This is a genomic window from Paucilactobacillus kaifaensis (genome assembly GCF_005405145.1).
In the GTDB taxonomy this organism is placed as follows: domain Bacteria; phylum Bacillota; class Bacilli; order Lactobacillales; family Lactobacillaceae; genus Paucilactobacillus; species Paucilactobacillus kaifaensis.
Window position 1 is genome coordinate 29,253 of the sequence record NZ_BJDM01000006.1, and the last position, 12,761, is coordinate 42,013.

Here is a 12,761-nt window from a genome sequence, read left to right on the forward strand (position 1 = left end):
TTGGTGGAAAGCGTTAGCGAATCAATAAAAAAATTAATGCAAAACCGTAATTTTACACCGGAGTATCAAAAGTTGATTGAGCAAGTCTATGCTGATCAAGACGTCCAGTCATTTTTAGAAACTCATCGAAATGAGCTTACTGATACTAGTATTCAACGTGGTGAGGCCAAGCTTTACGAATTTGTTAACGAGAAATCAAAGATTGCTCGTAACGAAAAGACGTTTGCACCAGGTTATCAACCAACGTTAGTTTTGAACAATAATCTGATTGATATCTCGTATTTACCAACACAAGAATTACTAGCAAAACAAGCGCAAACTGCCCTTAAACATCGTGTTCGTTCTATTAGCATGCCCAAGCTTATCAATGAAGCCTCCTTTGATCACTTCGATATGGATAATGCTTCTCGTAATCAGGCATTAATGCTGGCTAACCAATTTGTGGCTGACTATCATCAGCAACCAGATAAATTTCATCCTGGACTTTATCTATATGGAAGTTTTGGCGTGGGTAAATCATACTTATTAGGCGCGATTGCCAATGAGTTGGCCAAATACAATGTTGCTTCAACATTAATTCATTTTCCAAGCTTTGCAGTGGAAATGAAAAATGCTATTGGTGACAATAATGCTGGCAGCAAAATCGAATCGATTAAAAAATCACCAATCCTAATGCTAGACGATATTGGAGCAGATGCAATGTCAGCTTGGATTCGTGATGATGTATTGGGAGTGATTTTAGAGTATCGAATGCAAGCTGAATTACCAACTTTTTTCAGCTCCAATTTTTCAATGGTTGATTTTGAAAATGAACACTTGGCGGTTAATCAGCGAGGAGATGTTGAACCATTGAAAGCCAAACGAATCATGGAGCGAGTTAGATTCTTGGCTCGTGAAGTCACCATGACTGGAGAAAATCGTCGGCCAAAGGCTTAAAAACGTGATTTGGATTTATACGGTTTGGATGAACAGCTTTTCAGGCGTGTGTTTCTTAGCTCACACTTTTATTTGACAAGAATCAATTACTTTGATATATTATACAGGTTGAAAGATTAAGCAGAAGCACCCGCTTCTCGCCTTAGTGATTTGGATTGCTGGGCTTACGAGATTAATGAGTAGTTCTTGATAGAATTACTAGTAGCGGGGTGCGTGTGCACCTCGCTTTTTGCTATATCTTTCGCCAATAAATTTGGAGGTGTGTTGCCATAGCTCAAGATATGATGGTCAATGACGGAATTCGTGCTCGTGAATTAAGGTTAATTGATGCCGATGGTAATCAATTAGGTGTTAAGTCCAAGCAAGAAGCGTTGCAAATGGCCGACGATGCTGAATTAGACCTTGTGTTAGTTGCTCCGAAAGCTAAACCACCGGTTGCCAGAATTATGGATTACGGTAAGTACCGGTTTGAGTTGCAAAAAAAGCAGCGAGAAGCTCGGAAGAAACAAAAAGTTATTTCAGTAAAAGAAGTTCGTTTGAGCCCAACAATTGATACAAATGATTTTAATACTAAACTGAAGAATGCACGTAAGTTCTTGAGTAAGGGTGATAAAGTTCGTGTATCAATTCGTTTCAAAGGCCGCGCAATTACTCACAAGGATATTGGGAGAAATGTGCTAAATCAGATGGCTTCTGAAACAAAGGATATTGCTGCAGTAGAGCAGTATCCCAAAATGGAAGGTCGGAGTATGTTTTTAGTACTTGCTCCAACTGCCGATAATGCAAAATAATGATGAGAAAGTAGGATAATTGTTATGCCAAAGATGAAAACAAACCGCGCTGCTGCAAAGCGTTTTAAGCGAACTGCAAATGGTGGATTTAAGAGTGCTAATGCTTATACAAGTCACCGTTTCCATGGTAAGACTAAGAAACAACGTCGCCAATTACGTGGATTAAGCATGATGGATAAAACAAACGTTAAGCGTTACAAGAAGTTACTATTAACTAAGTAATTAAAACATTTTAAGAGAAACGTAGGAGGGTACCACAATGCGAGTTAAAGGTGGAACAGTTACACGCGCACGGCGCAAAAAGGTTTTAAAATTAGCAAAGGGTTATCGTGGGTCAAAGCACCGTTTATTTAAAACAGCTAAAGACCAGGTAATGAAGTCATATGTTTATGCTTTTAGAGATCGTAAAACAAACAAGCGTAACTATCGTCAACTTTGGATTACTCGAATCAATGCAGCTGCACGGTTGAATGATATTAGCTACAGCAAGTTAATGCATGGTTTGAAGTTGGCTAACATTAACATGAATCGTAAGATGTTAGCTGAATTGGCTGTCAGTGATGCTGCTGGTTTTACAGCATTAGTTGACGCAGCTAAAAAAGCAAGCAAATAGTAATTAAGTTGAAGATTGGAGCAAATACTTTTTGTTCTAATCTTTATTTTTTTGAATAAAAAATTAAAATGATATGCTAAACTACTAGGTAGTGAAAGTACGGTATATTTGGTTAATGGGGGAAAAAGATGCTGAGGGAATTTAAACCAACATGGATGATCAATTCGGTCTATTCAATTGCACCGCAACAGTTAAAACAACAAGGAATTCGAGCTGTGTTTACTGACTTGGATAATACCTTGATTGCATGGAATAATCCTGATGGAACCCCCGAACTTAAACAATGGATGCAGTCGTTAGAAGAGGCTGATATTCCATTAATTGTGATTTCTAACAATAATTATGAACGAGTAAAACGAGCTGTAGAACCGTTAGCCTTGCCATTTATTTCGCGGGCATTAAAGCCATTAGGTTTTGGAATCAAACGAGCAACTCGTAAGTTGGGTTTAAAACCGCATGAAGTTGTAATGGTTGGTGACCAGTTATTAACTGACATGGTTGCTGCTAATCAGGCGGGTGTCTACAGCATTTTAGTTAAACCTTTGATTGAAACTGATGCGTGGAATACGCGCATCAATCGTTTTTTTGAACGGTATGTGATGAAGCAATTACTGGTGCAATACCCAATGTTGCAGTGGCAGGAGGAATTGAATGACTGAAGTTGCAAAGAATGAAACGTTAATTTGTATTGGCTGTGGTGCAACCATCCAAAGTGATGATCCACAAGCAATCGGGTATACTCCCCAATCAGCAATCAAAAAAGGGTTGGAAAATGACGAATTATACTGTCAGCGTTGTTTTAGACTGCGTCATTATAATGAAATCGCACCAGTTTCTTTAACTGACGACGATTTTTTACGGTTATTAAACCAAATTAGGGATGCCAACGCATTAATTGTTTATGTGGTTGATATTTTCGATTTCAATGGTAGTATCATTCCTGGGTTGCACCGATTTGTTGGCGATAATCCTGTATTACTGGTAGGAAATAAGGAAGATTTGCTACCACAATCTTTGCGTCGAACCAAATTAACGGATTGGATGCGACAACAGGCTAATCTGAATGGAATTCATCCTGAGGCTGTAGCGCTTGTTTCTGCTAAGAAAAATCATCAGATTGAAAGTTTACTTGAATTGATTGAAAAAAGACGACAAAATAGGGACGTTTACGTCGTTGGTGTGACTAATGTTGGTAAATCAACGCTAATCAATCAAATTATTAAGCAAACTACTGGTGTTAAGGAACTGATCACTACTTCTCGCTTTCCGGGAACAACGCTAGATAAAATCCAAATACCGCTAGATGACGGCCATGAGCTTATTGACACACCAGGGATTATCCACCCTGATCAAATGGCTCACGTTTTATCAGCAAAGGCATTAAAAATTGTTGCTCCACAAAAAGAAATCAAGCCACGAACCTTTCAATTAGATGAACAACAGACCATTTTTTTAGGTGGGGTAGCCCGCTTTGATTATGAATATGGTCCTAAAAAGGGAGTGGTTGCTTATTTTGAAAACAACCTTAATTTACATCGAACCAAGTTAAGTAATGCGGATGCCTTTTATGAAAAACATTTAGGGGGGCTGCTAACGCCACCTTCTGTTGATGAAAAGGATTCGTTCCCGGAACTTGAACGACATGAATTTCATATTGATGATAAAAGTGATGTTGTGATCGAAGGTTTAGGATGGGTAACGGTGCCTGCAGGGTCAACCGTTGCTGCTTTTGCGCCTAAGGGAGTTTCAGTAGTTGTCCGCCGAGCAATGATTTAGAAAACGAGGAAATTAATGGAATTAAGAGGAAAACAAAAACGTTTCTTACGTGCCCAGGCGCATTCATTGCGTCCTATGTTTTCAGTTGGTAAAGAAGGCCTAACAGAAAATTGGTTGAACCAGTTGAGTGGCGCGTTAGATAAGCGTGAATTAATCAAAGTTAATATTCTGCAAAATGCAGATGTAACTACAAAACAAGTTCAACAGTTTATCGAAGACAATACTAATATTCAAGTAGTTCAAGTGATTGGCCATGTATTAGTTCTATTTATGGTTTCTCACGACGAATCAATGCGGCGCCTGTCAGAAACAGTAAGCGCAATTTGAGGAAGTGATTTTTTGCAAAAGACTACTACTAGCACAAATACACAGACGGTGACACAGACTGAAACTCAAGGGCATAAGCGAAGAATTGGCCTATATGGTGGCACCTTTAATCCAATTCATACCAGCCATTTAATTGTTGCCGATCAGGTTGGTAATGCTCTTGGTCTAGATGAAGTTTTGTTCTTACCTGATGTTATTCCACCACATGTTGACCAAAAAAGTACAATCGAACCGCAATTAAGAATTGATATGATTCAATTAGCAATTGAGGGTAATCCATTATTTGGAATTGAACTAGCTGAAGTTAAGCGTGGTGGAATTAGCTATACTTTTGATACGATAGCAGAGCTCAAACAGGCTCATCCTGAAAATGACTATTATTTTATCATTGGCGGCGATATGGTTGAGTATCTGCCTAAATGGCATCGCATTGATGAACTAGCGAAAATGATCACCTTTGTTGGTGTAAGAAGACCAGGTTACCAACCTAAAAGTAAGTACCCAGTAATTTGGGTTGATGCACCGTTGATTGATATTAGTTCGACTGATATCAGAAATAGGGTTCAATGTGGTCAATCGATCCGCTATCTGGTTCCTGATAAGGTAGCAACTTTTATAAAGGAGCATCGGTTATATCTTGAGTAAAGAGTTAATATATCAACAACATTTTCTTCCTAGTAGTCGAGCAGAATTAGTTGACGTTTTGCAGCATACACTGACTAAAACCAGATTTGAGCATGTCTTACGAGTTGAACAAACAGCTCTGCAGTTGGCGTTGCAAAATGATGTCAGTCTGGAAAAGGCTAGTATTGCGGGCTTAACCCATGATTATGCTAAGCAACGCCCCAATCAGGATTTTATTAAAGTGATTCAAGAAAATAAGATGGATCCTGATTTACTAAATTATGGTAATGCAATTTGGCATGGAGTGGTTGGTGCTGAGTTGGTCAAACAAGAGCTGCATGTGTGGGATGAAGATATTTTAAATGCTATTCGACACCATACCACGGGAGCCCAGGTAATGAGCAAGTTGGAGCAAGTTATTTATATGGCAGATTATATTGAACCAGGTCGCGATTTTCCTGGTGTGGTTGAAGCCCGTCAAATTACCCAAGCAAGTTTGAGTGCTGGAGTAGCTTACCAAACGAAACAAACATTGCAGTATTTGATTGAACATGATAAAGCGGTATACCCTAAAACAATTGCAACTTATAATGCATGGGTTGCAACTAATGGAGGCAATTAATGGATAGTAAAGAGATTTTAATGACAGCAGTTAAGGCGGCTGATGACAAGCGAGCTGAGGATATTGTTGCACTGGATGTCCAAGAAGTTAGTCTGATGGCTGATTATTTTGTGATTATGGATGCAAATTCAAAGCGACAAGTCCAAGCAATTGCAGAGGCAGTAATGGAACAAGCACATATTGCAGGAATTGATGTTAAACGAGTTGAAGGTAAACAGGCTGGTGAGTGGGTTCTTGTTGATTTGGGTGATGTAATTGTTCATGTTTTCCAAAAAGAACAACGACAATTTTATAATCTAGAAAAGTTATGGTCTCAAGCGCCACTAGTAAACATTGACGCGTGGATTGAAGCATGATCTACACTAATTTTGCTCAATTGTATGACGAATTATTTGATGAAGATATTTATAGCGAGTGGCAACAATTTGTTGTCAGTCAAGTAGATGCTGATAGTGAAGTTTTAGATTTAGCTGGTGGTGCTGGTAGATTGGCGACACTATTAGCAAAACAAAATTATTCGGTTGCAGTGGCAGATCTATCAACGGCGATGCTCAGTTTAGCAGAACAACATGCTCGTGAAGCAAACGTTGAAATTCCGTTATTTGAAACAAACATGCTTGATTTAAGTGAGTTGGGTCAGTATGATGCAATTCTTTGTTTTGCAGATTCACTATGCTATTTGGATAATATTGAACAGCTTGAAAGAACGTTTAAAGAAGTCAATGCCCATCTGTCCGTTGAGGGAAAGTTTATCTTTGACGTTATTACACCATATCAGACAGATGAGGTCTATCCTGGATACATGTATAATTATGAAGATGAAAAGCATCAGCGGGCTTTTTTATGGCATAGTTTTGAAGATGAACAACAAAAGCATGGTGTGATTCATGAGTTAACCTTTTTCAACCAGCTAGCTGGATCCGACAGATATGAACGAGTGGCTGAGACTCATTTTGAAAAGACGTACGAGCTAGATCAATATAAGACTGCGTTAACCCAGGCTGGGTTCAGCAAAGTCAGTGTTAGTGCAGATTTTGGTAAGCAAGATATTGACAAACAAACAACTCGCTGGTTTTTTGTTTGTCAAAAGTGAGTGTGATGAAATGAAAGCAGTGGGGCTTGTAACTGAATATAACCCGTTGCACAATGGCCATGAATACCATTTGAAAATGGCAAAACAACTTACCAATGACGATGTTGTTGTGGCGGTGATGAGTGGTAATTTTACCCAACGCGCTGAACCAGCAATTGTCGATAAGTGGACCCGGGCAAGGGAAGCGTTGATGGTTGGAGTTGATCTGGTAATTGAGTTACCAGTTTATTTTGCGGTTCAACCTGCGCATTTATTTGCAAAAGGGGCAGTGAAATTACTCAGTAACCTCCGTGTTAATGATTTTGTGTTTGGGGCAGAGCATCCTGATTGGGATTTTGAAGCACTTGTAAAAGCTGAGAGTAAGTTTAAGCCAGCTGATTTTTCACAATTTAACGCTACATATGCAACTTTGTTTAATGAACAGTTGAAAAATGTCACCGGGGTTTCATTGACGGAGCCCAATGATATTTTAGCCTACGGCTACACTAAAGCAAAATTAGAGTTAGATACATCCATCAATATGTGGCCAATAAGACGAGTTGGAAGTGCTTATCATGATCAAAGTTTAACTACTGAAGGAAACATTAGTAGTGCAAGCGCGATCAGAAAGTCGGTTAGTGTTGGAAATAGTCAGTTTGAAGCTTTGGTGCCCGAGCAAACTAGGATAGATTTGAGGCAACTGGATCATGTATCTAGCTGGGACGATTTATACCCATTGTTGCGGTATCAACTAGTCCAAGCACCGTTGAATTATTTAGCACAAGTTTATCAAATGGCGGAGGGATTGGAGTACCGACTTAAACGAGCGGCCGAACAAGCCACAGATTTTGATCAGTTCATGCAGCTAGCTAAGAGTAAACGATATACTTATTCAAGACTGCAGCGTGTGTGCTTATACACATTGTTACAGGTAACTGATACAGAAATGGCTGAACAAGTTAAAACACCATATTTAAGGGTATTGGGCTTCAATAATCGTGGTCAGGAATATTTACATCAGATCAAGAAAACTGTTAAAATACCGATAGTAACAAAGGTAGATGCGGATTTTAAAAATACACGATTACAATTAGATTATCGAGCGGGCAAATTATTTGAACAACTGGTGGCTGGAGAACAAGATTTGCGCAGAAAGCCAATTATGATTTAATCTAGTAATAAAATACAATTTAACTTTCGCTGGAAAAGATAGATCTAAATGCTGTCAAGGATATAACGTTGACAATCAATTTATGTCCTAGTATAATTAAGCTCGTTGCATTAGGAGGTAGTACCATGAAATGGTCATTGAATGAGTTACAAAAGTACCAAGATGAGCCACTTTCGTTGAATAGTACGCTCGACCTGAACGCATCACTAACTGAGCGCTTTCCTGATTTAATTTTGGCAGTTGACCCGGTTAAGGTAACTGGGTATTTATCTTACCAAAAAGGGGATGTGATGGTTACAGCAACAGTTGATACTCAGCTAACTGTTCCATCAAGCCGCTCATTGACACCGGTGAAGTTTTCAACTCAATTTACATTCACGGAGTACTATTTAGCGGATGCAAGCCACATTGAGCGTTATGAAGATGATGAAACGGTGATTGTGTTGGATGAAGACCAAGAAATTGATCTGGATGAGGCAGTAGCTGAAAATATTGTCTTAGAAATTCCAATGCGCGTTTTGTCTAAAGAAGAGCAGCAGGGAGCTCCATTACCGACTGGAAGTGGTTGGGAAGTAGTTTCTGAAGATGATTATGTTGCTAACGAGGCAAAACATGACTCAGTTGATCCACGTCTGACTAAATTAAAAGAATTATTTCCTGATCAGGATGATGATAACAATAATTAGCAGGCAAGCTTAAATTTTAGTGGATAATTTTTTTGATAGGAGGTGGCATTAATGGCTGTTCCAGCACGAAAAACATCAAAGACTAAGAAGGCAATGCGCCGTGGGCACATTAAACTTTCAGTTCCTGGTTTGGCACCATGTCCAAATTGTGGAGAACTACGTAAGTCACATATGGTATGCCCTAATTGTGGATACTATGATGGCAAGCAAGTAGTTAACGAAAACAAGTAAAAAAAAGTATAAAAAAGAAGCATTCACGGCGCCGGACCTGAAGGCTTCTTTTTTTGTGCAGATTAATCCAAATACGTTATGATGGGCAGGCTGTTCATATTTGCTGAAATTTGTGATAAAAATCAAAAATGATCATGATCTGGTTTTTGTATCAGATCATGATCATTTTAATGTTTATAACTATTTCTTAGTACAATAATTAAAGATTATAGGGACATATCAACTACTTCACGTCCGACGATTTTACCGGCCTTCATTTCATCGATAATATCATTAACTTCACTTAACTTACGTGTGTGTACAATCGGGTGGACTTTACCTTCAGCACCAAATTGGAATGCTTCAGCTAAGTCTTGTCGAGTACCAACAAGGGAACCGGCAACTTGAATACCATCCAAGACAGTTTTAGCAATGTTTAGTTCCATATTACCTTGAGGCAAGGCAACGGCGACTAGTCGACCATCCGGACGGAGTGAATCAACAGCTTGGTTGAAGGCATCTGCACTAACAGAAGTAACTTGAGCATTGTTTACTCCGCCAACCTTGGCTTGAATTTGTTCCGCAACATTTCCTTCATGACGATTAATTAAAACATCTGCACCTAATTTTTCAGCGGCAGCTAATTTATCATCATTACCATCGACAACCACCACGTGAGCACCAAAGACGTTCTTAGCGTATTGAATGGCTAAGTTGCCAAGTCCACCAGCTCCGACGACGGATACCCAATCACCTGGTTTTGTTTGACCAACTTTAAGTGCTTTGTACATTGTTACACCGGCACAAGTAATTGAACTAGCTTCAACTGGATCAAGGCCTTCAGGAACTTTAACAGCGTAGTTTGCGTCAACGATTACTTGTTGTGCCATAGCACCGTCAACAGTAAAGCCAGCATTTCTAACATTGCGGCAAAGTGTTTCACGGCCAGTTAAGCAATATTCACAGTGACCACAACCACCAAAGAACCAAGCGATTGAAACGCGGTCACCAATTTTTAAATTAGTAACACCAGCGCCTAACTTGCTAACACGACCAACTCCTTCGTGACCAATTACTCTACCAGGGAATTTTCCAAAATCGCCAGAAGTCACATGTAAGTCAGTGTGACAAAGACCACAATATTCTACATCAACTAATGCTTCACCGTATTCTACAGGTCGCAAAGTTTTTTCAACAATATCAACATAGCCATCAACGGGATCACGGACAATAGCAGCTTTCATAAATAAATAACCTCTTTCTAGTTTTTTTCTATTAACAATACTTGAAAATCATAACAAAAGTGATAATGTTTTTCAAGTGAAAAATAGCACAAATCTTAAAAATAAGTTTAAAAATAAGTTAATATACAAGGGTATTAATCAAAAAAATTAAGAATGATAATTCACATGTTTTGCGTAATTTTCATGCGTAAGGGCTAAAAAATAGAAAAATTGATACTGACTAGGTTTGATTAAAAAATTATGATAAAATAAAGGTGTTTGTGAAAACCGATTTAGAATTATTTAATGAAATTTATTTAAATATATTAGGAGTGAGATGAATTCATGAGTCGTATTTTAATTATTGAAGATGAAGAAAATCTAGCGCGGTTTGTGGAGCTAGAGTTAAAGCATGAAGGCTATGATACTGTCGTTGCGTTAGATGGACGTGAAGGATTAGAGACTGCATTAAGTCAGAACTTTGATGTTATTTTGCTGGATTTAATGTTACCTGAATTAAACGGTATTGAAGTTGCTCGCCGAGTTCGGGAAGAAAAGAGTACTCCGATTATTATGATGACTGCCAGAGATTCTGTTATTGACCGAGTTTCTGGCTTAGATCATGGGGCGGATGACTACATTGTTAAACCGTTTGCGATTGAAGAACTGTTGGCTCGTGTCCGGGCACTCTTACGACGAATCAATATTGTTGGATCAGAAGGTGGAGTTCACCAAACGACAGTTAGTTATAAAGATTTGACGATTGAAAAAGAAAATAGAATCGTTCGTCGAGGCAATGAGGTCATTAATTTGACTAAACGAGAGTACGAATTGTTGCTGATTTTAATGGAAAACGTAAATGTCGTTATGGCACGTGACGTTTTACTTAATCGTGTTTGGGGATATGAGTCACAAGTTGAAACGAACGTGGTTGATGTATATATCCGTTATTTACGTAATAAAATTGACCGAGCTGGTGAGAAAAGTTATATCCAAACTGTACGTGGAACTGGTTACGTCATTCGCTCTTAATTAAAAATCGGTATTTGGGGATGGCTCACGAGTGAAAACACAAAACGATAGTAAAAAAACTGAATATCGGTTTTCATTAAAAGTTAAATGGGCATTAGGAACGGCATTAGGCGCGTTGCTAATTTTTGCTGGTTTAACTTTTGTTTTGTTTCAGACATTTACACAAGATTTATTGGCGCAAGAACGACAAAATGTGAATCAATCATTAGTGGCAGTTGATCAGCGGTTAAATGATCGCAGTACAGTCTTAACAAAAAAACAACTTGATGCAGCAATTCAGCCAGATGATTTGATACACGGAGCGGATAAAACTCCCAGTAAAATCTATAATTCCAGCATTACTAAGGGGCTTAGTGCCTCAGACATGATTGTCAGAGTATATGACTTAGATGGTAAGTTGTTATTTAGTACTGGTAAGCAATCTATTAATTTTACGGCTAGTACCAAAAAATCGGTTAAGCTAGTGAAGGGCGGATCTCATAAAATACTACTGGGTAAAATGCCAATTATTTCAACTAAAACAGATAGTAAAATTGGCTATTTACAAGTTGAAAATAAATTAACCAAGTACTACCATTCATTTAATCGGTTGTTGTTGATTTCCGGCCTGGTGTTAATACTAGTTGTAATTGCTAGCGGAATGTTAGGTTATATTTTATCGTACTTTTTGCTACGGCCTATTGACGATATTCATGATACGTTAACTGCAATTAGTGCTGACCCCACTGATAATCGTCGTGTACCAAAACTACACCGTCATGATGAGCTATCCGATCTTGGTGCAATGTTTAATGAGATGCTAGATCGAACTCAGCGTTACATTGAACAACAATCACAGTTTGTTGAGGACGTTTCGCATGAGCTAAGAACGCCAGTTGCGATTATTCAAGGCCATATGGAAATGCTGAATCGTTGGGGTAAAGATGATCCTAAGATTTTAAGTGAATCATTAGATGCTTCATTGAAGGAAACTAAGCGAATGCAAGATTTGGTGCAAGAAATGCTTGATTTAAGCCGTGCTGAGCAAGTTGAAATTAATTTCCGAGATGAAAAAACAGATGTGGGTAAGGTAGTCCATCAAGTGTTTAATAATTTTCAAATGATTCATCCAGACTTTACTTTTGTACTTGATGATGATTTAAAGGAAACGGTGATTGTGCCAATTTATCGTGACCACTTTGAACAGGTTTTAATTATTCTCTGTGACAATGCGGTTAAGTATTCAGTTAAACGAAAAGAAATTCATCTGTCACTGTCACGGACTCTTAACCAAGTTGAAGTTGGCATTCAAGATTTTGGCGAGGGAATCTCTCAAGTAGATATGGGTAAGGTATTTAATCGTTTCTACCGCGTAGACAAAGCACGGAGTAGAAAAAAAGGCGGGAATGGTTTGGGACTTTCTATTGCCAAACGACTAGTGGAAGGTTATCACGGTAGTATTACACTGGAAAGTTCAGTTGGATATGGTTCACTATTTAAAATTACCTTGCCGGTGGTTAAGGAAGATATTAAAAGCTTAGCTGATTAATAATGTTATTAATATATTTCTCATATTGTGTTTGGAATATCCTGAGAGTATTTATGTAATTTTACTTGGTATTTTTTCTAAATATAATTGAATAAAGAAGGTACGACTCATCGGAGTCGTACCTTCTTTATTCAATTATATTTAAAATGC

General features: G+C 38.3%; 17 protein-coding genes and 1 other annotated feature. Of the genes, 16 read left to right on the forward strand and 1 reads right to left on the reverse strand.

Annotation, left to right across the window (positions count from 1 at the left end):
- The first annotated feature begins 3 nt into the window (after positions 1 to 3).
- The 14 genes from dnaI to rpmF all read left to right on the forward strand — a co-directional run bounded on the left by dnaI (position 4) and on the right by rpmF (position 8,849).
- Positions 4 to 936 (forward strand): primosomal protein DnaI, encoded by a 933-nt coding sequence (gene dnaI, locus FFM51_RS04100; RefSeq protein ID WP_137597412.1) that lies wholly within the window; start codon positions 4 to 6, stop codon positions 934 to 936.
- 112 nt (positions 937 to 1,048) lie between these two features.
- Positions 1,049 to 1,176, forward strand: a sequence feature (ribosomal protein L20 leader region).
- A 44-nt stretch (positions 1,177 to 1,220) separates the two neighbouring features.
- Positions 1,221 to 1,727 (forward strand): translation initiation factor IF-3, encoded by a 507-nt coding sequence (infC, locus tag FFM51_RS04105; protein ID WP_137597413.1) that lies wholly within the window; start codon positions 1,221 to 1,223, stop codon positions 1,725 to 1,727.
- A gap of 24 nt (positions 1,728 to 1,751) precedes the next feature.
- The gene (rpmI, locus tag FFM51_RS04110) at positions 1,752 to 1,949 is read left to right on the forward strand and encodes a 50S ribosomal protein L35 (RefSeq protein ID WP_137597367.1); all 198 of its coding nucleotides are present in this window, start codon (positions 1,752 to 1,754) and stop codon (positions 1,947 to 1,949) included.
- 37 nt (positions 1,950 to 1,986) lie between these two features.
- Positions 1,987 to 2,340: a 50S ribosomal protein L20 gene (gene rplT / locus FFM51_RS04115; protein ID WP_137597368.1), complete on the forward strand. Its 354-nt coding sequence runs from the start codon at positions 1,987 to 1,989 to the stop codon at positions 2,338 to 2,340.
- Positions 2,341 to 2,468: 128 nt separating this feature from the next.
- Complete coding sequence (locus tag FFM51_RS04120) at positions 2,469 to 2,999, forward strand: YqeG family HAD IIIA-type phosphatase (RefSeq protein ID WP_137597369.1); 531 nt, start codon at positions 2,469 to 2,471, stop codon at positions 2,997 to 2,999.
- On the forward strand, positions 2,992 to 4,116 hold the full coding sequence (yqeH, locus tag FFM51_RS04125) for a ribosome biogenesis GTPase YqeH (RefSeq protein ID WP_137597370.1): 1,125 nt from the start codon (positions 2,992 to 2,994) through the stop codon (positions 4,114 to 4,116). The genes FFM51_RS04120 and yqeH overlap by 8 nt, the downstream gene beginning before the upstream one ends.
- A 15-nt stretch (positions 4,117 to 4,131) precedes the next feature.
- Complete coding sequence (gene yhbY, locus FFM51_RS04130) at positions 4,132 to 4,443, forward strand: ribosome assembly RNA-binding protein YhbY (RefSeq protein ID WP_137597371.1); 312 nt, start codon at positions 4,132 to 4,134, stop codon at positions 4,441 to 4,443.
- A gap of 12 nt (positions 4,444 to 4,455) precedes the next feature.
- Positions 4,456 to 5,088 (forward strand): nicotinate-nucleotide adenylyltransferase, encoded by a 633-nt coding sequence (locus FFM51_RS04135; RefSeq protein ID WP_137597372.1) that lies wholly within the window; start codon positions 4,456 to 4,458, stop codon positions 5,086 to 5,088.
- Positions 5,081 to 5,689, forward strand: a complete 609-nt coding sequence (gene yqeK / locus FFM51_RS04140) for a bis(5'-nucleosyl)-tetraphosphatase (symmetrical) YqeK (protein ID WP_137597373.1) — start codon at positions 5,081 to 5,083, stop codon at positions 5,687 to 5,689. Before FFM51_RS04135 ends, yqeK begins: the two co-directional genes overlap by 8 nt.
- A complete protein-coding gene (rsfS, locus tag FFM51_RS04145) occupies positions 5,689 to 6,045 on the forward strand; it encodes a ribosome silencing factor (protein WP_137597374.1) in 357 nt (118 codons plus the stop codon). Before yqeK ends, rsfS begins: the two co-directional genes overlap by 1 nt.
- Entirely contained in the window at positions 6,042 to 6,782 is a 741-nt protein-coding gene (locus tag FFM51_RS04150; RefSeq protein ID WP_137597375.1) for a class I SAM-dependent DNA methyltransferase, read from the forward strand. The genes rsfS and FFM51_RS04150 overlap by 4 nt, the downstream gene beginning before the upstream one ends.
- Positions 6,783 to 6,792: 10 nt before the next feature.
- Positions 6,793 to 7,932: a nucleotidyltransferase gene (locus FFM51_RS04155; RefSeq protein WP_137597376.1), complete on the forward strand. Its 1,140-nt coding sequence runs from the start codon at positions 6,793 to 6,795 to the stop codon at positions 7,930 to 7,932.
- 125 nt (positions 7,933 to 8,057) lie between these two features.
- Entirely contained in the window at positions 8,058 to 8,618 is a 561-nt protein-coding gene (locus tag FFM51_RS04160) for a YceD family protein (RefSeq protein WP_137597377.1), read from the forward strand.
- Positions 8,619 to 8,669: 51 nt separating this feature from the next.
- The gene (gene rpmF / locus FFM51_RS04165) at positions 8,670 to 8,849 is read left to right on the forward strand and encodes a 50S ribosomal protein L32 (RefSeq protein ID WP_137597378.1); all 180 of its coding nucleotides are present in this window, start codon (positions 8,670 to 8,672) and stop codon (positions 8,847 to 8,849) included.
- A gap of 206 nt (positions 8,850 to 9,055) precedes the next feature.
- Here rpmF and adhP read toward each other — a convergent pair whose 3' ends face one another.
- Entirely contained in the window at positions 9,056 to 10,072 is a 1,017-nt protein-coding gene (adhP, locus tag FFM51_RS04170) for an alcohol dehydrogenase AdhP (RefSeq protein ID WP_137597379.1), read from the reverse strand.
- Between the two features lie 324 nt (positions 10,073 to 10,396).
- On the opposite strand from adhP, the gene FFM51_RS04175 reads away from it, so the two are divergent.
- Positions 10,397 to 11,083, forward strand: coding sequence for a response regulator transcription factor (locus FFM51_RS04175; protein ID WP_137597380.1), 687 nt, complete (start codon positions 10,397 to 10,399; stop codon positions 11,081 to 11,083).
- 31 nt (positions 11,084 to 11,114) lie between these two features.
- The gene (locus tag FFM51_RS04180; protein ID WP_137597381.1) at positions 11,115 to 12,611 is read left to right on the forward strand and encodes a HAMP domain-containing sensor histidine kinase; all 1,497 of its coding nucleotides are present in this window, start codon (positions 11,115 to 11,117) and stop codon (positions 12,609 to 12,611) included.
- The last annotated feature ends 150 nt before the right edge of the window (positions 12,612 to 12,761 follow it).

Excerpts from the sequence above, each read along its gene's own strand:
- yqeH (WP_137597370.1), top strand. The coding sequence starts at position 2,992 with ATGACTGAAGTTGCAAAGAATGAAACGTTAATTTGTATTGGCTGTGGT.
- adhP (WP_137597379.1), bottom strand. The coding sequence starts at position 10,072 with ATGAAAGCTGCTATTGTCCGTGATCCCGTTGATGGCTATGTTGATATT.
- FFM51_RS04155 (WP_137597376.1), top strand. The coding sequence starts at position 6,793 with ATGAAAGCAGTGGGGCTTGTAACTGAATATAACCCGTTGCACAATGGC.
- rpmI (WP_137597367.1), top strand. The coding sequence starts at position 1,752 with ATGCCAAAGATGAAAACAAACCGCGCTGCTGCAAAGCGTTTTAAGCGA.
- rplT (WP_137597368.1), top strand. The coding sequence starts at position 1,987 with ATGCGAGTTAAAGGTGGAACAGTTACACGCGCACGGCGCAAAAAGGTT.
- rsfS (WP_137597374.1), top strand. The coding sequence starts at position 5,689 with ATGGATAGTAAAGAGATTTTAATGACAGCAGTTAAGGCGGCTGATGAC.
- FFM51_RS04150 (WP_137597375.1), top strand. The coding sequence starts at position 6,042 with ATGATCTACACTAATTTTGCTCAATTGTATGACGAATTATTTGATGAA.
- yhbY (WP_137597371.1), top strand. The coding sequence starts at position 4,132 with ATGGAATTAAGAGGAAAACAAAAACGTTTCTTACGTGCCCAGGCGCAT.
- FFM51_RS04175 (WP_137597380.1), top strand. The coding sequence starts at position 10,397 with ATGAGTCGTATTTTAATTATTGAAGATGAAGAAAATCTAGCGCGGTTT.
- FFM51_RS04120 (WP_137597369.1), top strand. The coding sequence starts at position 2,469 with ATGCTGAGGGAATTTAAACCAACATGGATGATCAATTCGGTCTATTCA.
- rpmF (WP_137597378.1), top strand. The coding sequence starts at position 8,670 with ATGGCTGTTCCAGCACGAAAAACATCAAAGACTAAGAAGGCAATGCGC.
- FFM51_RS04160 (WP_137597377.1), top strand. The coding sequence starts at position 8,058 with ATGAAATGGTCATTGAATGAGTTACAAAAGTACCAAGATGAGCCACTT.
- infC (WP_137597413.1), top strand. The coding sequence starts at position 1,221 with ATGGTCAATGACGGAATTCGTGCTCGTGAATTAAGGTTAATTGATGCC.